At 59.0% G+C, this 20391-nt stretch carries 14 protein-coding genes; 10 read left to right on the plus strand and 4 right to left on the minus strand.

The features are described from left to right. Together clpA and EV660_RS11550 are read left to right on the plus strand one after the other, a co-directional pair. On the plus strand, positions 1–2151 hold a 2151-nt coding region (clpA, locus tag EV660_RS11545), incomplete at its 5' end, for an ATP-dependent Clp protease ATP-binding subunit ClpA (protein WP_134047590.1). Between the two features lie 85 nt (positions 2152–2236). Beyond that, on the plus strand, positions 2237–3013 hold the full coding sequence (locus EV660_RS11550) for a rhomboid family intramembrane serine protease (RefSeq protein ID WP_071480591.1): 777 nt from the start codon (positions 2237–2239) through the stop codon (positions 3011–3013). Positions 3014–3022: 9 nt separating this feature from the next. Here the strand turns inward: EV660_RS11550 and EV660_RS11555 are convergent, their stop codons facing one another. The 3 genes from EV660_RS11555 to EV660_RS11565 are packed head-to-tail and all read right to left on the minus strand — an operon-like array spanning position 3023 to position 6705. Beyond that, on the minus strand, positions 3023–4120 hold the full coding sequence (locus EV660_RS11555) for an ABC transporter ATP-binding protein (protein ID WP_198510629.1): 1098 nt from the start codon (positions 4118–4120) through the stop codon (positions 3023–3025). A gap of 9 nt (positions 4121–4129) precedes the next feature. Further along, positions 4130–5719, minus strand: a complete 1590-nt coding sequence (locus EV660_RS11560) for an ABC transporter permease (protein WP_071480592.1) — start codon at positions 5717–5719, stop codon at positions 4130–4132. Then, complete coding sequence (locus tag EV660_RS11565) at positions 5716–6705, minus strand: extracellular solute-binding protein (protein WP_071482076.1); 990 nt, start codon at positions 6703–6705, stop codon at positions 5716–5718. The genes EV660_RS11560 and EV660_RS11565 overlap by 4 nt, the downstream gene beginning before the upstream one ends. A gap of 238 nt (positions 6706–6943) precedes the next feature. Between EV660_RS11565 and deoC the strand changes: the two genes are divergently transcribed. The 8 genes from deoC to EV660_RS11605 all read left to right on the plus strand — a co-directional run bounded on the left by deoC (position 6944) and on the right by EV660_RS11605 (position 19843). Next, on the plus strand, positions 6944–7885 hold the full coding sequence (gene deoC, locus EV660_RS11570) for a deoxyribose-phosphate aldolase (protein WP_071482077.1): 942 nt from the start codon (positions 6944–6946) through the stop codon (positions 7883–7885). Positions 7886–7895: 10 nt separating this feature from the next. Beyond that, complete coding sequence (locus tag EV660_RS11575; protein WP_071482078.1) at positions 7896–10190, plus strand: aldehyde dehydrogenase family protein; 2295 nt, start codon at positions 7896–7898, stop codon at positions 10188–10190. 71 nt (positions 10191–10261) lie between these two features. Continuing rightward, positions 10262–11299 carry a zinc-dependent alcohol dehydrogenase family protein gene (locus EV660_RS11580; RefSeq protein ID WP_071480593.1) on the plus strand — a complete coding sequence of 346 codons (1038 nt, stop codon included), beginning with the start codon at positions 10262–10264 and terminating at the stop codon, positions 11297–11299. Between the two features lie 78 nt (positions 11300–11377). Next, entirely contained in the window at positions 11378–12046 is a 669-nt protein-coding gene (gene purQ / locus EV660_RS11585) for a phosphoribosylformylglycinamidine synthase subunit PurQ (protein WP_071480594.1), read from the plus strand. A 58-nt stretch (positions 12047–12104) separates the two neighbouring features. After that, positions 12105–13868 carry a sensor histidine kinase gene (locus EV660_RS11590; protein WP_071482079.1) on the plus strand — a complete coding sequence of 588 codons (1764 nt, stop codon included), beginning with the start codon at positions 12105–12107 and terminating at the stop codon, positions 13866–13868. A gap of 80 nt (positions 13869–13948) precedes the next feature. Continuing rightward, positions 13949–15280 (plus strand): sigma-54-dependent transcriptional regulator, encoded by a 1332-nt coding sequence (locus tag EV660_RS11595; protein ID WP_071480595.1) that lies wholly within the window; start codon positions 13949–13951, stop codon positions 15278–15280. An 833-nt stretch (positions 15281–16113) separates the two neighbouring features. Further along, positions 16114–18945, plus strand: a complete 2832-nt coding sequence (locus tag EV660_RS11600; protein ID WP_071482080.1) for an Rne/Rng family ribonuclease — start codon at positions 16114–16116, stop codon at positions 18943–18945. Positions 18946–19090: 145 nt separating this feature from the next. After that, positions 19091–19843 (plus strand): cytochrome c biogenesis CcdA family protein, encoded by a 753-nt coding sequence (locus tag EV660_RS11605; protein ID WP_071480597.1) that lies wholly within the window; start codon positions 19091–19093, stop codon positions 19841–19843. A 62-nt stretch (positions 19844–19905) separates the two neighbouring features. Here EV660_RS11605 and EV660_RS11610 read toward each other — a convergent pair whose 3' ends face one another. Further along, positions 19906–20337: a DUF1489 family protein gene (locus EV660_RS11610; RefSeq protein WP_071480598.1), complete on the minus strand. Its 432-nt coding sequence runs from the start codon at positions 20335–20337 to the stop codon at positions 19906–19908. Between the last annotated feature and the right edge of the window lie 54 nt (positions 20338–20391).

Consider the following 20391-nt stretch of genomic DNA (forward strand, 5'->3'; position numbering starts at 1 on the left):
CGCAAGACTTTGCAAGAATTTGTCGAAGAAGAACTCGCATCGCTTGTCACAGATATCGAGGGATCAGAGGCGGTTCCGACAGCCGCATTCCAGCGGGTCATCCAGCGCGCTGCCATTCACGTCCAGAGTTCTGGACGCAATGAGGTAACAGGCGCCAACGTTCTGGTCGCTATTTTCGCGGAACGCGAATCAAACGCGGCCTATTTCCTGCAAGAGCAGGACATGACCCGCTATGACGCGGTTAATTTTATCGCCCACGGCGTCGCAAAGAATTCACAATATTCCGAAAACCGCCCGGTTTCCGGGGCCGATGAAGAAGAGGCCGCGCAAGCCAAGACTGATGAAAAGGCGAAAGAGACCGCGCTGGGTAAATACTGTGTGGATCTCAATGCCAAGGCGCGCAAGGGTGAAGTGGACCCGCTGATCGGTCGCTCCTCAGAGGTTGAGCGCTGCATTCAGGTCTTGTGCCGCAGGCGCAAGAATAACCCGCTTCTGGTGGGCGACCCCGGCGTCGGCAAGACCGCGATTGCCGAGGGGCTGGCAAAGAAGATTGTCGAGGGTCAGACCCCTGACATTCTGGCGAATTCAACAATCTTTTCGCTGGATATGGGCGCATTGCTGGCAGGGACGCGGTATCGGGGCGATTTTGAGGAGCGCCTGAAATCAGTGGTGCAAGAACTGGAAGATCACCCGGATGCCGTTTTGTTTATCGATGAAATTCACACGGTGATCGGCGCTGGCGCTACATCGGGCGGGGCGATGGATGCATCGAACCTGCTGAAACCTGCTTTGCAGGGGGGCAAGCTGCGGTGCATGGGCTCTACCACATACAAGGAATTCCGCCAGCATTTTGAAAAAGACCGCGCCCTGTCGCGCAGGTTCCAGAAAATCGACGTGGTCGAACCAACGGTGGAGGACTCGATCAAGATCCTCATGGGCTTGAAACCCTATTTCGAGGAACACCACGATATTCGCTATACCAATGATGCGATCAAGATCGCGGTGGAACTGTCCGCGCGCTATATCAATGATCGCAAATTGCCTGACAAGGCAATCGACGTGATTGACGAAGCGGGCGCTGCCCAGCATCTGGTGGCCGAATCCAAGCGCCGCAAGACGATTGGCCCGAAAGAGATTGAAGCGGTTGTCGCCAAAATCGCGCGTATTCCGCCGAAAAGTGTCTCGAAAGACGATTCGGAAACGCTGCGCGATCTGGAAGCGGGCCTTAAACGGGTCGTCTTTGGGCAGGATCAGGCGATCGAGGCGCTGTCCTCTGCGATCAAGCTTGCGCGTGCCGGCTTGCGCGAACCTGAGAAACCGATTGGCAACTATCTGTTCGCGGGTCCAACCGGGGTCGGCAAGACCGAGGTTGCCAAGCAACTGGCGGATACTCTGGGTGTCGAGCTGCTGCGTTTCGACATGTCCGAATACATGGAGAAACATGCTGTTTCGCGCCTGATCGGGGCACCTCCGGGTTATGTCGGGTTCGACCAGGGGGGGCTGTTGACCGATGGGGTGGACCAACACCCGCATTGTGTCTTGCTGCTGGACGAGATGGAGAAAGCCCATCCTGATGTCTACAACATCCTGTTGCAGGTGATGGATCACGGCCAGTTGACCGACCATAATGGCCGCACGGTGAATTTCCGCAACGTGATCCTGATCATGACCTCGAATGCGGGCGCGTCCGAGCAGGCCAAAGCGGCAATCGGCTTTGGCCGTGACCGGCGCGAAGGCGAAGATACCGCTGCAATCGAGCGGACATTTACACCTGAATTCCGCAACCGTCTGGACGCTGTGATTAGCTTTGCGCCATTGCCGCGTTCGGTGATCATGCGTGTGGTCGAGAAGTTCGTTCTGCAACTTGAAGCGCAGTTGATGGACCGCAACGTGACCATCGACCTGAGCGAGGACGCGGCCGCATGGCTGGGTGAGAAAGGCTATGATGACAAGATGGGCGCGCGGCCTCTGGCCCGTGTGATTCAGGAGTACATCAAGAAGCCGCTGGCTGAAGAATTGCTATTTGGCAAGCTGGCCAAGGGCGGGGTTGTGCATGTTCATGTTCGCGATGGCGAATTAGAGCTGACAATGGATGGCCCGGATGCCAAGCGGATCACGGGCAACAAGCCGCCACTGCTCACCGCCGAGTAAATTTGCCTGCGCTGCATCAATAATTGGACAACGGCGCCCATGAAAGCTTTTCAGGGCGCCGTTTCTTTTTGGAACACACGCCTCTATGCTCATTCCGATCCGCGATCATAACCCGTCCGCCCAGCGTCCATATGTGACCTATGCGCTTCTGGCGGCGAATGTCGTGGTTTTTGTTTTGTTTTTCCCTTTGTATTCAGATGAATACGCCCTGATGCGGCTGTTTCATGAATGGGGCATGTTGCCCGCACGCCTGACATATGGCGAAGGCTATGCCACGCTGATCTCGCACCAGTTTCTGCATGGTGATTTGCTGCATCTGGGCGCAAACATGCTGTTCCTGTGGATATTCGGCGACAATATGGAAGAGGTCTGGGGGCACTGGAAGTTCCTGCTCTTTTATCTTGTATGCGGGCTGGCAGCGGCCGGGCTGCAATATGCGACAGAGCCCACCTCCATGATCCCGATGGTTGGTGCATCTGGGGCTATTGCCGGGGTGCTGGGGGGGTATTTCCTGTTCTATCCCCGCGCGCGGGTGGATATGTTTTTGTTCCTGATCATCATTTTCCGCATCATCCCGGTGCCGGCATGGCTGGTTCTGGGCAGCTGGTTTGTATTCCAGATTCTTGGCGGGCTAAGCACGCCAGCCGATGCCGGCGGCGTGGCATATTGGGCGCATGCAGGCGGGTTTATCGCGGGGGTGGTCCTGTGCCTGCCCCTGTGGTTTCGGATGGGCGGGCGCGCCTATTGGCAACGCTGCGCAGGCCATCCACCCCATGCAGAGGCGCAGTATCGTTTCGTAAAGTCAGATATTCCAAAGGCCGGGCGCAAAAGCCGTTTCAAACCAAGCCCGTGGCGCCGATAAACGCGCTTGTTATGCGAGGGGCACGACGCAATCGCAAATGCGCAGCCGCACCCGCGCGCCAACATCAATCATCGCACCCGCGCCAGAGATGACGAGCATACAGCGCTCACCCTCTTGCACCCAGTATAGCTGGTCATGCCCGCGAAATTCCCGCCCGACCACACAGGCCGGTCCATTGGGGTCCGCTTCAAGCATGATCTGTTCGGGCCTGACAGACAAGGAAACCGCGCCATTCGCCGCACGCGAGAGGGGCAGGGTGCCAAACTCGGTCTTGACCTCCATCCCTGAAGCCGTGCCATTGAGAATGTTCGAGCGGCCCAGAAAAGAGGCCACAAAGGCTGAAACGGGGTTGCGATATATCTCGTCTGGAGTGCCGATCTGGATGACGCGGCCTTTCTCCATCACGGCAATCCGGTCTGCGACAGCCATCGCCTCTTCCTGATCATGGGTGACAAGGATCGCCGCTGATCCTGCTGATTTCAGCAGTTTTCGAACTTCTTGCCGGGTCTCGACGCGCATGGCGGCGTCGAGGTTTGAAAACGGCTCATCCAGCAAGACAAGCGGGGGCGCGACGGCCAAAGTCCGCGCCAGTGCCACACGCTGTTGCTGCCCGCCAGACAATTCATGGGGTTTGCGCGTGCAAAGTGATTCCAGCCCGACAAGGGCCAACATGTCTTTGGCGCGCGCCTCTGCCTGCGCGCGGCTGAGTTTGCGTAGGCCGAATTTGACATTGTCGAGTACGCTCAGATGCGGAAACAGGGCGTAGTCCTGAAAAACGAACCCGATCCCGCGGGCTTCGGGGGGCAGATGCGTGATGTCGCGGCCATTCAGGGCAATGCGCCCTTCATCGGGGGGCTCGAACCCGCCAATCATGCGCAGGGTCGTCGTCTTGCCGCAGCCCGATGGGCCAAGCAGGGCCAGCATCTCGCCTTCGCCAAGATCGAAGCTGACACGCTCTACTGCCGCCACGTCGCCTGTTGTGAATTGCTTGCGCAGTTTCTCGACGCTTAGCAAGGTTTTCGTCGGTCGAGTTCGATAGCCAAGGGGCGAGGCATCGGCAGGCATCTTGAAGCTGAGGATCTTGGGGCGCGTGGTCATGTCATTCATGATCGTGATTTATCCTGCCTTTTTGTCATGACGCAACACGAAGCCAACAAAAATGGCAGAGAATGCCATGATGGCTGCGGCATAAGGGGCGGCTTCGACCAGCATCCCTTCAGAGGTGCGCGAGAACATCGTGATTGACAAGGGTCTGAACCCCGTCGGTGCCAGCAAAAACGCGATGGGCAGTTCCTTCATGGCGATCACGAACACAAGCACCATTCCCGCCACGACCCCTGGTCTGATCGAAGGCAGCGTGACACGCCAGAACACCGATAGCGGGCCATGCCCAAGCGAACGGGCGGATTCCTCTATCGATGGCCGCGTCTGATAAAAGGCCGAGCGGATCGGCCCGATCGCCAGCGCCAGAAAGCTGAGCGCATAGACCAGGATCAGCAACAAATGCGTCTGATACAACCATCTTGCGCCCTGCAACGAGAAGAACACGAATGCCAGAGCGAAGGCCAATGCCGGAATTGCATAGCCCACAAAGGCCAGTCGGTTAATCAGCGTTGACAACCGCGAGGGGTAACGTACCGCCAGCACCGCGACAGGCAGTGCCATCAGGGCGGCCAATAGGGCCGATGGTACTGCAACGGAAAGCGACTGCATGAAGCTGTTGAACAAAGGCTGAAGGACAGGCCCGATGGCTGAGCGCGTCATCCAGAAGCTGAGTACGGCAACCGGCAGGCCCAGTGAAACAAACACGACAACGCCTGAAAAACTCCATCCCGCAAACTTGCCAGCCCATCCAAGTTTCAGCCGCTTCGATCCGGTGCCACTGCCAGACCCGGTGCGCGCATAGCTTGCGCCCTCGCGCAAGCGGCTTTCCCACCAGACAACCGACAGCGCAATCGCAATCAGGATCAGTGCCAGCCATGATGCATATAGCCTGTCAAAAGCAGCGGTATATTGCTGGTAGATCACAAAAGAGAACGCTTCATAGCGCATCAGGGCCACTGCGCCGAAATCGCCAATCACATAAAGTCCGATCACCAGCCACCCCGCCATCAGGGCAGGCAACAGATGGGGCAGGGTGACGCGGGCGAACACTTCTTTCGGGCCGCAGCCAAGTGCACGCGCGCTTTCTTCCAGTCCCTGATCCAACCCGGCAAAAGCGGCGCGCAGGTTAAGGTAAAGATAGGGAAAGCAATAGAGCGACAGCGCAAGCGATGCCCCCCACAACCCTTGCATTCGCGGTATGGTCACGCCGAAGACCTGATTGAGAAAGCCGTAATTGCCCGACAATCCAATGAGGGCGTAGGCCATCACATAGCCCGGTACCGCAAGCGGTAGTACCGCCAGCACATTGATAACCCGCCGACCCGGCAGGTCAGTGCGGCTGACCAGCCATGCCAGCGGCAGGGCAATCACCGTGCACAGGGCCAGAACGCAAGCGGTTAGCAAGAAGGTATTGACCAGAAGCTGTCCCGTGCGCGGGCGCGTCAGCAAGGCCCAAACTGTTGGCAAATCGGCCTGAAAGGCCCGCAACAGCAGATAATAGATCGGTATCAGCATCAAGGCCCCGATCCCGAGGCCAAGTGCTGAAAACAGCACACGGGCCGCCGGAATGCGGCGGCCCGGTATAAGGTCGAGTGTTGTCAAATCAGCCCCGATTCGCGGATGAGTTCCAGAGTCCCTTCCATATCAACGATCAGGTTGAGGTCAAACTCTGGTGCAGCTTCGGTCGCTTCCTGAAAAGTCAGCCCACGGCCCTGAACAGGGACGATCCCTTCACCTGTTACGGGGAATTCATAGACATTACCGGTGAAATACTGCTGTGCCGTCTGGCCCAGAAGGAAGTTCACAAAAGCAACAGCCTCTTCCTTGTTGGCACTTTCATCTATAACACCGATGCCCGCAACCATCATCAGATTGCCCAGATCACCGGCCTCAAAAGTTGTTTGAGCGACCGGGAAATCTGCATCTGCTGCCAGAAAACGCCCAAGATAATAGTTGTTGGTCAGCATGATATCAGCTTCGCCATCGGCGATTGCCTGATAGCCTGCGGTATTGTTTCTGACGATAACCGGCTCATTCGCGGCCAGACCTTGCAGCCATTCCAATGCATATTCGTCACTTGTCGCCTCTCGAAGGGCAGCAACATGGGCAACAAAAGATCCGTTTGTCGGTGCCAAAGCCATGCGGCCGCGGAAGCGTTCGTCAGTCAATGCCGCCATTGTGGCGGGCAAGTCATCTTCGGCCAGACGTTCGGGCGAATAGATCACCAGTCTGGAGCGCCCGGAGATGCCGATCCAACGGCCATCTGCGTCGCGATACACGCTATCGACCTTTTCCAGCGTTTCATCAGGTAGCTGCGCAAACATGGGTTTAACCATTCCGAGCGCCGTGACATCCTGTGCCCAGAACAGGTCAGCAGGCGAGCGGTCACCTTCTTCTTGCAGCAAGATGGTCAGCTCGGCGGTGCCGCCATAGCGCACCGCAACATTGATTCCTGTTTCCGCGGTAAACCGTTCAATGATCGGCGCAACCAGCGTTTCGCCCCGGCCAGAGTACAGCGTCAGATCAGCGAGTGTCGGCGTTGCAGCCAGGGCCGTAAGTGCAAAGACAGAATTTCGAAGAAAGTTCATGATGTCCCTCATTGGGTCAGGTTTCAGATCTGTGCAGGAACAAGATCTCGGTACTGCGTTCATGCGCTTCCCTCTCGCGGCGCGCCGCTTAATTCCTACTGATATTGTCAGTTATTATACCTGATTAGTTTCGTCAACATCATCTTGCGATTCAGCAGGCATGATTTTGAAACAGGGATTGCCTCGTCGAAAGGCCATGCGCATAGTGCACGTAGTTTTTCCAGAAATGGACCTGATGATGCCCCCCCGAACCCCCGGAACGCCCCTTGATTGTGACAGCTTCAAGCCCGTGAACACCCCCGCAGCCAAGCGTCGTGCGGCTAGCATGGTCGCGCGACGCGCGCTCAAGGGGCAGTATCAGGCTGCTTGGTTGCTGAACGCCATTGCCTGCATGGACCTGACTACCCTTGCGGGCGATGACACGCCCGACCGGGTGCGGCGGCTATGTGCCAAGGCACGCAGACCACTGAGTGATGAAATCGTCGTGGGTCTGGGGCTGAACGCGATGCCGCAAACAGGGGCTGTGTGCGTCTATCCGACAATGGTCGCGCCTGCTGTCAAGGCGCTCGAAGGGTCTGGCATTCCGGTGGCTTCGGTCGCAACAGGCTTTCCCGCCGGGCTGATGCCGCTTGATCTGCGTCTGGCCGAAATCCGTTTTGCTGTCGATCAGGGCGCGCAAGAGATCGACATCGTGATCACCCGCGCGCATGTACTGGGTGGCGACTGGGCCGCGCTCTATGACGAAGTTGCCGCCATGCGCGCGGCATGTGGCGCAGCGCATCTCAAGGCCATTCTTGCGACAGGCGATCTTGTAACCTTGTCGAATGTTTATGCCGCATCACAGGTTGCCATGCAGGCAGGGGCCGATTTCATTAAGACCTCGACCGGCAAGGAGGGTGTGAATGCAACATTGCCTGTCGGCCTGATCATGTGCCGCGCGATCCGGGATTATCAGGCTGCGAGTGGCCATATTGTCGGGTTCAAACCGGCTGGCGGAATGAAAACCGCCAAGGATGCGCTGAACTGGCAAGTGCTGATGCGCGAAGAATTGGGGCGCGCATGGCTGCGCCCGGAACTGTTTCGCCTTGGGGCCTCGTCAATGCTGGCGGATATCGAGCGCCAGCTTTCGCATCATGTGACGGGGCGTTATGCCGCGCAGCACCGCCATGCCCTTGCCTGAGGACAATTCCATGCCAACTATCACGGAGATACTCGAGACAATGGAGTATGGCCCCGCTCTCGAAAATGACAAGATCGCCCGCGACTGGCTGTCGCGTGGCCCGTTTGGCCATTTCATCGGCGGCGCGTTTACTGCACCGGGGGCATTGTTTGACAGCCTCAATCCCGCACGCGATGACGTGCTGGCGCAACTCACCCAAGGCAGCGCGCAGGATGTGGATGCTGCTGTAAATGCAGCGCGTGCGGCCTTTCCCGCCTGGTCGGGGCTTTCGGGCCATGCCCGCGCGCGCCATCTCTACGCCATCGCGCGCCAGATCCAGAAGCGCGAGCGGTTGTTTGCGGTTCTTGAAAGTCTTGATAACGGCAAACCCATCCGCGAGGCGCGCGATATTGATGTGCCTTTGGCAATCCGGCATTTCTATCACCACGCGGGCTGGGCTGAATTGGCGGCCGAGGAATTTGCAGGGCAGGTGCCGCATGGCGTGTGCGGGCAGATCATCCCTTGGAACTTTCCGCTGCTGATGTTGGCGTGGAAAATCGCGCCCGCTTTGGCGGCGGGCAACACTGTGGTGCTGAAGCCGGCCGAGTATACGCCACTCAGCGCGCTTTTATTTGCCGAAATCTGTATCGAGGCGGGCTTGCCTGCGGGTGTGGTGAATATTGTTACGGGCGACGGCACGACCGGGGCCGCGCTTGTGGCGCATGACGGTGTGGACAAGATCGCCTTTACCGGATCGACACATGTGGGCCGCGAGATACGGCGTGTGACAGCCGGTAGCGGCAAGGCGCTGACGCTGGAATTGGGGGGCAAGTCACCCTTCGTTGTTTTTGCCGATGCAGATTTGGATGCTGCTGTCGAAGGCGTGGTGGACGCGATCTGGTTCAATCAGGGCGAGGTGTGCTGCGCGGGGTCGCGCATTCTGGTGGCTGAGGCGGTAGCCGATCGCTTCACGGAGCGACTGCGCACGCGGCTGAAAGCCTTGCGCGTGGGCGAGCCGCTGGACAAATCCACCGATATTGGTGCCATCGTTCATCCGCGCCAGTTGGCGCGCATCCGCGATCTTGTGGCGCAGGGTCAGGCAGCAGGGGGTGTCCTTCACCAAGGCAGCGCCCCTGAAGGATGTTTCTTTCCGCCCACGATGATGGTTGAGGTGTCTCCCGCAAACCCTTGTGTAAGCGAAGAAATATTTGGGCCGGTCGCCGTTGTCATGACCTTTCGAACCCCGGATGAAGCGGTCGATTTGGCCAATAACACCCGCTATGGGCTTGCAGCGTCGATCTGGTCCGAGAATCTGACACAGGCAATGGATATCGCTGCGCGCGTCAGGGCGGGTGTGGTCTGGGTGAACGCGACAAATCTGTTTGACGCAAACGCGCCATTTGGCGGTATGCGGGAAAGTGGCTTCGGGCGCGAAGGCGCGCGCGCGGGCATGGCGGCCTATCTTCGGCCTGCGCGCGCCGGGGCTTCCACTCCAGCCCTGGGGGCGCTTGGGCCGCTGCCTCAATCGGCGTCCACCTCTGGGCTGGACCGGACCCATAAGCTGTATATCGGGGGCGCGCAGAAGCGCGCCGATAGCGGACAAAGCTATTCCGTGATTGTTGACGGGGCGTTGCAAGGCCACGCGCCCTTGGGTAGCCGCAAGGACATTCGCAACGCGGTCGAGGCCGCGCATAAAGCCACCGGCTGGACCGCGATGAGCGGGCATCAGCGCGCTCAAGTGCTATACTTTCTGGGCGAAAACCTTGCAGCAAGGTCCGTCAGCCTGCGCGCCTTCGCCTCTCAAGCCGAGATTGATGACAGTATCGCGCGGGCTTTCTATTATGCAGCATGGGCTGATAAATTCGATTCCAGCGTGCATGACACGCAAAGCGCCCATATCACCCTTGCCAAATACGAACCCTTTGGGGTGATGGGGCTGATCTGTGGCGAAGAAGCCCCGCTTACCGGGTTTTTGTCTCTTGTGTTGCCAAGCATCGCGATGGGCAATCGAGTGGTTACGATCCCGTCGCAATCGGCCCCGCTTGCGACACTGGAACTGGCGCAGGTCTTTGCCTGCTCTGATATCCCTGCAGGTGTGATCAACATTGTCTCGGGTCCGGTGGCCGATCTGGCGCAAACGCTTGCGGCGCATGACGATGTGGCGGCACTCTGGTCTGCGCAACCCGCGCTGACAAAGCTGGTCGAAGCTGAATCGGCTGGCAACCTCAAACCTGTGTGGCAAGTGACAGAGCCGCTGGGGCAGGGGCGTGATTTCCTGCTGGCGGCGACCCAGATCAAGACCATCTGGGTGCCATATGGTGCCTGAGGTCTGACCGCTTGACGCTGTCCGCGATAGCGGGCAGCTTGCGCTTGATAAAACAGACCGGGAGAGACGCCATGCGCGCAGCCGTGCTTCGCGAATATCGCAAGGATCTGAGCATAGAGGCGGTTCCAGACCCTGTCTGTGAAGAGGATGGTGTGGTTCTGCGCACCCTTGCCTGTGGCATTTGTCGGTCTGACTGGCATGGCTGGGTCGGTGAACACCCGCGCGTCAAACCTGGCCAGATTCCGGGCCATGAATATTGCGGCGAGGTGGTCGAGGCCGGGCCGCGCTCTGGCTGGGCGGTGGGTGACAAGGTGATTGCGCCCTTTATTCTGGCCTGTGGCACATGCCCGGCCTGCCGTTCGGGAGTGTCGAATACCTGTCCTGACCAGCGCCTGCCCGGCTTCGTCGAACCGGGTGCATTTGCTGAATATATCGGTGTGCCCCATGCCCATAACCTTGCGCGCCTGCCAGACGGCATGTCGCCAGTTCTGGCCGCCGGGCTTGGATGCCGGGTTACAACGGCGTTTCACGCGCTGACCGACCGCGCGGCGCTGCGCCCGGGGGAATGGCTGGCCGTCCACGGCACTGGCGGCATTGGGCTGGCCACGCTGATTCTGGGCCGTGCGCTGGGGGCGCGGGTTGTCGCGGTGGATATTGTGCCCGAAAAGCTGGAGCATGCCCGCGCCCTTGGCGCAGAGGCGGCGCTTGATGCGCGAGAGGGCGATGTGGCACAGGCCATTCGTGATCTTACTGGTGGTGGTGCGCATGTCTCGGTCGAGGCGCTGGGTATTGCGCAGACAACAAATGCGTCGCTGCTGTGTTTGCGGCCCTTGGGTCGGCATGTGCAGGTGGGTATGCCTGTTGGCCATACGGCGCGCATGGAAATCGACATGAGCGCAGTCTATCAGAAGAATCTGGCAGTTTATGGCACACGCGGCATGCCTGCACATAAATACCCCTCGCTTCTAGGGATGATCGCTGGCGGGCTGGTGGATTTCACCCCGATGATCGCGCGCGAGGTTGGCTTGTCGCAGGCGGGTGCTGAACTGGCTGCGTTTGATGGCCCAATGGCCCCGGGCGTTGCGGTGATCGCGGATTTCCTTGGCTGAAGGGACCGCTTTCTCTTTGCGCCGGGTGGGTAATCGCGCTAAAGGGCAGAAAAACGCGCACTGTCGGAGCACCGCGAAATGAAAGCCGCTGTCATTACCTTTCCCGGGTCGAACTGTGACCGTGATCTTGCTGTCGCCTTTGAGCAGGCTGGCGCGCAGGTGAGCCGCGTCTGGCACAAGGAAACACGCCTGCCTGATGGTCTTGACATCGTGGGCATCCCCGGCGGGTTCAGCTTTGGCGATTATCTGCGATGCGGTGCCATTGCTGCAAGGTCCCCGATTGCGCAAGCAGTAACCGGATTTGCCGAACGCGGCGGCCATGTTCTGGGCATTTGCAATGGGTTTCAGGTGCTTCTGGAGATGGGCCTGTTGCCCGGCGCGCTGCTGCGCAATGCACAGTTGAAGTATATCTGCAAACCTGTGGGCTTGCGGGTCGAAACCACGCAGACGCCGTTTACCTCTGCCTATGAGCAGGGAAGCGTCATCACGCTGCCTGTTGCGCATCATGACGGAAATTATACTGCAAGCGCAGAGACGGTTGCGCAACTCGAAGCAGAAGGGCGCGTGGCGTTTCGCTACACCGAGAACCCGAACGGATCGGTGAATGATATCGCCGGGATCGTGTCGGAAAACAGGCGTGTGCTGGGTATGATGCCGCATCCGGAACGCGCTTTTGCGTCCATTCATGGCAGCACTGACGGGCGTGGCCTGTTCGATGGGCTGATCGGCGCTTTTGCGCCCGCGTAAACGCCTCCGCGCTGCGCCGCGCTTGAGCGCGCAAAGCAAAGCCCGTATCCTGCGCGATATGGTTAGCCCGCCCGATCTTGACAATCGTCGCACCAGTATTCTGGGTGTGCCCCTGTGGGGGCGCGTGGTGGTGGGCGTTCTGGTCGTAGTGGCGCTTGTCAGTACCTGGTTTCTGAATGCCTTTCTGTCCGAAAGTTTCACGGAGTCCACGCGAAACCGTGCCGAATTGCGGCTTGTGCTCTATTCCGGCAACATCCAGTCCGAGTTGCAGCGAAATTCGGTTGTGCCGCTTTTGCTGGCGCGCGACCCGGATCTGATTTCAGCGCTGCGCGAGGCCAGCTTTTCGACCACCTCTCAGCGCTTGATTGACCTTCAGTCTGAAATCGGTGCCGCAACAATCGAATTGCTGGATAATACTGGCCGTGTCGTTGCCGCGACCGATCGCAACCAGCTGGGCAAAAGCCGCTCTTCCGATGCGGCCTTTGTCGATGCGCGGCGCTCAAGCGATACCGCCTTTCTGGTGCAGGAACTTGAAAGCGGGGGGTTCGGGTTTTCCTTTGCCCGTTCCGTGCGTCAGGGGTCAGAGGTTCTTGGCGTGGTGATCGTGGGCGCGGACCTGACCAAATTCGAGCGCAGTTGGGCAGGCTTTGCGGATGCAGTGGCATTGATGGATTCCAGCGGGCGGATCATTCTGGCAACTGAACCGCGCTGGCGGGGGCGTTCCCTGGAAGAGGCATTGGCCCTGCGCGATGCCCCTTCGGCCATTGCGCGCGCATTGCGGGCCACGGCGGATTGGGCGCAAAGCCCACCAGATGCCTTTGTGCGCGGTGAGGCCGTGTTGCAATCGGAAATCCGGGTTCCGTTTCGCGGCTGGCGGCTGGTCAGTTTCACCCGCTACGATTCCGTGCGCGAAAGTGTGAATGCGGCGCTGGCGCTACTCTTGACGGGCTTCGCACTGCTGCTTGCATTTGTGTTTTACATTGTCAGCCGCCGCGCGTGGTCGCAATCTGCTGTCTTTCAGCAGGAATCCGAAGAATTGCGTGCCCTGAATGCGCGGCTTCAGCGCGAGATTGCTGCGCGCGTACGGGTACAGAAAGATCTGGCTGTTGCGGAACAGACTTTGGCGCAATCGTCAAAGCTGGCCAGTCTGGGCGAGATGTCGGCCTCGGTGAGTCACGAATTGAATCAGCCCTTGGCGGCCATGAAGACCTATCTTGCAGGTGCGCGGCTTTTGTTGAAAAGCAAGCGCTCGGAAGAGGCGCTGGCCTCTTTTCAGCGCATAGATGATCTGATCGACCGGATGGGCGCGATCGCTCGCACGCTGAAATCCTTTGCCCGCAAGGGGGGAGAGGCATTTGCCCCGATCGACCTGCGCACCTGTCTGGCCGATGCCCTGACCATGATGGAGCCGATGTTGCGTGACAGCCGCGTATTGGTGGTGCGCACTGTTCCGCCAGATCCTGTCATGATCCGCGGCGATACTGTCAGGGTCGAGCAGGTGATACTGAACCTTGTGCGCAACGCTGTGGACGCAACGCGCGGGGTCAACAGCCCGCAGATCGACATCATCATCAGTCAGGGCGAGACGGCAAAACTGACCGTGCGCGACAATGGCGAAGGGATCAAGGATATCGACAGCCTGTTCGAGCCATTCTACACCACCAAGCCCGCAGGGATGGGCGTCGGGCTGGGGCTGGCAATTTCATCAGGAATCGTCAATGATCACGGGGGGCGGCTGACAGCGGTCAACGCCCCCGATGGTGGTGCAGTATTTGAGGTAGAGTTTCCCCGCGAAGGGATTCAACGTGATGCGGCAGAATAACGCCAAAGTGCCTGAGTTTGCCTTGCATATCAGGGACCAAGGGGTGCATTAGGCCCGATACCACATAAGGAAAGACCGATATGAGCCGTCAGATGCGTGTGGCGATAGTCGATGATGAACAGGACATGCGCCAGTCAATCAGCCAGTGGCTGGCGCTTTCGGGTTTCACGACCGAGACCTATGCCGATGGGCAAGAAGCACTGGCCGCCATTGGCCCGGATTTTCCCGGAGTGGTCATAACCGATATCCGGATGCCCAATCTAGATGGCATGGGGCTATTGAAGCGCCTCGTTGCGCTGGACAGCACGATCCCTGTTATTATGATCACAGGTCACGGCGATGTGCCGATCGCGGTTGAGGCCATGCGCCTTGGCGCGTTTGATTTTCTGGAAAAGCCTTTCAACCCGGAAAAGATGATGGCCCTTGCCGAGAAAGCCGTCAAGAAACGCAGCCTTGCGCTGGAGGCACGCGCTCTGCGTACGGAATTGTCGGATGGCACGACAATCATGCGCCGCCTTGTCGGCGCGTCTGAGGTGATGCAACGCCTGCGCGAAGATATTCTGGATATCGGGCAGGCCGATGGTCATGTGTTGGTCGATGGCGAAACCGGAACCGGCAAGACCCTTGTGGCCCATGCGCTGCATGCGGTCGGACCGCGCGCATCGCGCAAGCTGGTCAGTATCAGTTGTGCGGGCCTGTCTGATGATGTGTTGACCGCGCGCCTGTTTGGCCCCTCGGAAGAGGGGGCGGGCAAGCCCCTTGTGGAAGAGGGGCGTGGCGGTACGCTTGTTCTGGAAGATATCGAAAGCTTGTCAGAGCCGATGCAGGCGCGATTGCTGGGGCTGATCAACGATCTGGGCACGCCGCCTGAAACGCGTATTGTGGCGGTCTGCAATGCCCATCGCGCCGATCAGACAATCGAAGACGCCTTGCGCCCGGATCTGTTCTACCGACTGTCCGCGCATAAGATCACATTGCCCCCTTTGCGGATGCGGGGTGAAGATATCTTGTCTTTGTTCAATACCTATCTGGACCGCTTCGCCGAAGAATACGGCTGTAGCGTGCCGGAATTGTCGATGCCCGAAGCCGCACAATTGCTTCAGGCGCCCTGGCCGGGAAATGTGCGCCAACTGGTCAACATCGCCGAACGTGCCGTGCTGCAAAGCCGCCGCGAAGAGGCGGGCCTGATGTCGTTGATCATGGCTGACAACGAAGCCACCGCCGAAATGATGACGACCGAGGGCAAGCCGCTCAAGGATCATGTCGAAGCATTCGAGCGGATGTTGATTGACAACACCATGCGTCGCCACAAGGGGTCGATCACCCTTGTCATGGAGGAATTGCGCCTGCCGCGTCGTACCTTGAACGAGAAGATGGCAAAATATGGTCTGGTCAGATCAGACTATGTCTAGTGTTTGCCGTCGGAGGCAAGATCCCTGTAGACAACATCGAGGGCGTTGCGGACATTCAGTGGCGCGGAGTCAAGGTCGAAGGCCGCCGCGACTCAAAGGGCCGTACCCACGGCACGGCGATTGGGCCGCCCCCAGTGCAACGATCTGATCTTACGCGGACTTGGCCAGCATAAAGCGCTACAGAGTAGACCTTGGATCGCCGCACCGCGGCCCGACGCTGCGCGGCTTTGCACCCGGCCTCGCTATGTCCCCTTTGCCCCGCACAGCCGCCCCTCGCAAAGGCATGACATAGAGCGCGGGACCCTTTGTCAGATGGGAACACCAGCCGGCTTGTGCGGCCCCGAATTGGGCCACAATCATCATTCATGGTGTGAAAAACGTGCAGAAGGGCAGGGTGATGCAAAATCTCATTGTATTTGCCTGCCATTCCCCCCTATTGTGAACATGTAAAGATGTATCCTGAACATCAGGGCATATCCGAACGAATTTCGCTGCATGGGCAGACTGGCGCGCCGGTTATGTACCGCATCGCCCTCATGCAGATGGATCGGCCGAAAGGCACAGTGGTTCGCGTGGTCGCTCAAGGCTGCCGAACTGGACAGAAACCAGGCCGCAATGATGCGGCGAAACAGGAAACGCGATGACAGCTGTCGCACGCATATTGCCCGTCGCCCCGCCAAGGTCAAACCTTGTGGGCGCACTTGCGGCTAAAGCGCGGCACATGCTGCTCCCCGCACAGACAAGTCACGCCGCTACACGTCTTGCGCTGCCAACTCTTGCCAGAAGGCATGGGAATGGCGCGCAGCATGAAAGCAGGCGCGCATTGGACATACATGGCTCAGAAAATGCTGATAGATGCCACCCACGCGGAAGAAACCCGCGTTGTGGTGGTCGATGGAACCAAGGTCGAGGAATTTGATTTCGAAACCGCCAGCAGGCGACAGCTTGCAGGCAATATCTACCTTGCCAAAGTAACGCGGGTTGAACCCTCGCTGCAAGCGGCCTTCGTGGATTACGGCGGCAATCGCCACGGGTTTCTTGCCTTCAACGAAATCCACCCCGATTATTACCAGATCCCCGCTGCCGATCGTGCTGCACTTCTGGAAGAAGAGCGCGCACTCGCAGATGATGCGGAGGAGGAGGACAACTCCGACGCCGCACCAAAGGGGCGCAGGGGCGTACAGCGCAGTTCAAACAGGCGCAATTCGGGCGCGAAGGCAGAGCGTGCGAAGGCGGCCGATCAGGTGGAAACACGCGAAGTATCCGGTATGGATATCGTTGATCTGGAAGGCGACGAAGACGCCTTGCTTGACGACGGGAATGATGCGGCGCCAACACCCGAAGCTGAGCAGGAGGTCGCCGCACCAGAATCCGAGCCGACTGACAAGGCAGATACAGAGGCGAAACAGCCTGAGGCAGATCAGGAAGAGCCGTATCGCGCCGCTGATCATGCGACAGAGATAGATGACCGGATCGAAGCGATCTCGGACGGGGATGTTACGGAAGAGGTACGCCCCCGCCGCAAGCCGCGCATGCGCCGCTATAAGATTCAGGAAGTTATCAAGGTGCGCCAGATCATGCTGGTGCAGGTGGTCAAGGAAGAACGCGGCAACAAGGGGGCCGCGCTGACAACTTATCTGTCACTGGCAGGTCGCTATTGCGTTCTGATGCCCAACACGGCGCGCGGCGGCGGGATCAGTCGCAAGATCACAAATGCCGCTGACCGCCAGAAGCTGAAGGCCATTGCAAATGAAATCCTTGTGCCTGAAGGGGCAGGGCTGATCATTCGGACCGCAGGCGCAAACCGCACCAAGGCCGAGATCAAGCGCGATTATGAATACCTGCTGCGCCTGTGGGAACAGATCCGCGATCTGACGCTGAAATCCATCGCGCCAACCCCGATCTATGCGGAAGGTGACCTGATCAAGCGCACGATCCGCGATCTGTATAACAAGAATATCGATGAGGTTCTGGTCGAGGGCGAGGCAGGCTACCGCGTGGCCAAAGACTTCATGAAAATGATCATGCCGTCCCATGCCAAGAACGTGAAGCTGTATCAGGACCAGATGCCGCTTTTCGCGCGCTATCAGGTTGAAAGCTATCTTGCGGCCATGTTCAACCCGACAGTGCAGCTTCCCTCGGGCGGCTATATCGTGATCGGAATCACTGAGGCGTTGGTCGCGATCGACATCAACTCCGGTCGTGCCACCCGCGAAGGCTCGATCGAGGAGACGGCGCTCAAGACCAATATGGAAGCCGCAGCCGAGATTGCGCGCCAGTTGCGCCTGCGCGATCTGGCAGGGCTGATCGTCATTGACTTCATCGACATGGAAGAGCGCAAGAATAACGCAGCTGTCGAAAAGATGCTCAAGGACAAGCTCAAGCATGACCGTGCGCGCATTCAGGTGGGCCGCATTTCCGGCTTTGGCTTGCTGGAAATGTCCCGCCAGCGTCTGCGCCCCGGCATGTTGGAAGCCACAACGCAGCCTTGCCCGCATTGCCACGGCACCGGGTTGATCCGGTCTGATGACAGCATGGGCCTGACGGTTCTGCGCCAGATTGAGGAAGAGGGCACACGTGGCCGGTCGCGCGAAGTACTGGTGCGCGCGCCTGCGGCGGTGGTGAATTTCATCATCAATTTCAAGCGCGAGCATCTGGCACAGATCGAGGCACGCTACGGAATGGCCGTTCGGCTGGAAGCCGATCCGCATATGATCAGCCCTGATTTCGAGATCGAGAAATTCAAGACAGCGACACGCGTGCCGACGCCGCAGGCCGATGTCGTTTCGATTAACACGACACTGATGCCAGAGCTTGAAGAAGAAGAGGATCAGGTCGAGGAAAAAGGCGCCGACAGCCGGGCTGAAGACACTGCTGAAGCGGATAACCAACCGCGCAAGAAGCGTCGGCGTCGGCGGCGTCGGCGCGGTGGTGGCCAGAACGGCGCGGATGACGCAGATGGCGGGCAGGACGCCTCCAGCGATGCTGATAGCGCGGACTCCACATCTGAAGCAGAAACTGCGCCAGCAGCGGCCGAGGATCAGTCCAGTGATAAGGCAGAGGTCGAAGCTGCAGAAACCCCGTCTGCCAAGCCAAAGCGCGCCACGCGCAGCCGGTCCAAAAAGGCCGCGGTTAAGGCGGAGCCTGTAGATCAGGAGGGGACCGAGGGCGCAACACCAGCAGCCGCAGAAGACGTGATTGCTGCCGCTGCGCCCGAGGCTGAAACCGAGGCACCGCCTGCCAAGCCCAAGCGGACGCGCCGCAAGCCTGCTGCCAAGAAGAAAGATGGAAAAGCAGAGGCGACAGCCGTACCTGAAGCCGAGGCATCTGAACCCGCGACACCTGTTGACGCGGCACCGGAAATCGCGCCGGAAATCAGCGCGGCTGATCAGCCCGCCGCGCAAGCTGTGTCTGCGGCTGCGCAGGAAACAGCGCCGGACTTATCGGATGCAGACGCAGTGCCAGCAGACAGTCTGGCACCAACTGCTGTCGATGATGCGGACAAAGGAACTGTCGCCGCAGTGCCGGACACGACCAGCGCACAGGAGGCCCCTGAGCCATTGAGCGAGCCTGCAGCGGAAACGCAGGAGGCAGAGCGCCCTGAGCAAGAGGCGCCCGCCAAACCAGAAAAGAAACGCAGGGGCTGGTGGTCCGTGCGTGGGTAATCTGAGCGGCGGGCCGTGCAATCGGCCCGCCATCACTTTCATTGCGACATGTTTTCGCATGGCACGGGAAAGTGACAGATCATCTGATGACGTCCTTTGCCAAGGCGCGTATTTATCCGCATAGCAGAAATCAGAAGGCGGCCGCATGTTTGGAATAGATGTATTTGACGCAGGTCTGCTCGTTGCGCTGATGATTGCTTTCGGTGCCGGAATTCTGTCCTTTCTGTCACCTTGCGTCTTGCCCATTGTTCCGCCCTATCTGGCCTATATGGGCGGTATCTCGATGCAGGAATTGACAGATGAGGGGCGCGCCAGTCGCAGGGCGATCTTGCCTGCGCTGTTCTTTTTCATGGGACTTTCCACTGTTTTCCTGTTGCTTGGCTTTACGGCGTCAACGATGGGGCATCTTTTCTTGCGAAATGCTGAACTATTCGGCCAGATCGCGGGCGGCGTGGTGATTGTCTTTGGCCTGCATTTTCTGGGCGTGTTCCGCATTCCTTTTCTGATGCGTGAAGCGCGCATTGATGCTGGTGATCGGGGCGGGTCTGCTTTCGGCGCTTATGTCCTTGGGCTGGCCTTCGCATTCGGCTGGACGCCCTGCATTGGCCCCGTTCTTGGGGCGATTCTGACGCTTGCCGCAACAGATGCAACCGTCAGTCGCGGCACTGCGATGCTGGGGGTCTATGCGCTGGGACTGGGGCTGCCCTTCTTGCTGGCGGCGGTCTTCGTGCAGCGGTCCATGGGGCTGATGACGCGGCTAAAGCGCCATATGGCCGCGATCGAGAAAGTCATGGGAATAATGCTGCTGGCCGTCGGCGTGGCACTGTTGACCGGGGCGTTCTCTGCTTTTTCGTGGTGGCTGTTAGAGACTTTTCCCGTAATGCAACGTCTGGGATAATTTGCAAACCGGCGTTTTCACGGCGACCGTGGTATGAGTATTTGAAGCAAGAAAATGCCCGTTCACTGCAACCCAAGTTCAGCGAGTGCTGCGTCCAGTTCAGGCGGTAATTTATCGTCACCTGCGCGTGCCTTGGGCAAATCTGGCGGGGCATCTTCGGGTTTGAGGTATCGCCAGCCCTGAAATGGCCTTTTGGTTGCAGCGGCTGTGCGGATGATGTCCGGGTCCAGCACGATGGCGCAGCGCGCGATACCATCTGCCCCTGTCACCTCGTCCAGACGCAGAATGCGCTGACGGGCCAGAACCACCCCTTTGAACACCCAATAGAGCGACCCGCCGTCAAGGATTTCGGTGGCCCGCTTGGGGCGCATACGGGTAACATGGCGCGGGAGGCCATCCGCGCCTTTGGCGCGTGCAGAATTCTGCCACTGAATCAGGTCTTCGACCTGTTCGGCACCGACGCAGAGTTTGATCAGATGTATCGTGTTGCTCATGTTGGTTCTTCTAGCGTGGCTGGCACTGGCGGCAAGGGGGGTAAAGTCGTTGAC

This window comes from Roseinatronobacter bogoriensis DSM 18756, from assembly GCF_004366635.1.
Classification (GTDB): domain Bacteria; phylum Pseudomonadota; class Alphaproteobacteria; order Rhodobacterales; family Rhodobacteraceae; genus Roseinatronobacter; species Roseinatronobacter bogoriensis.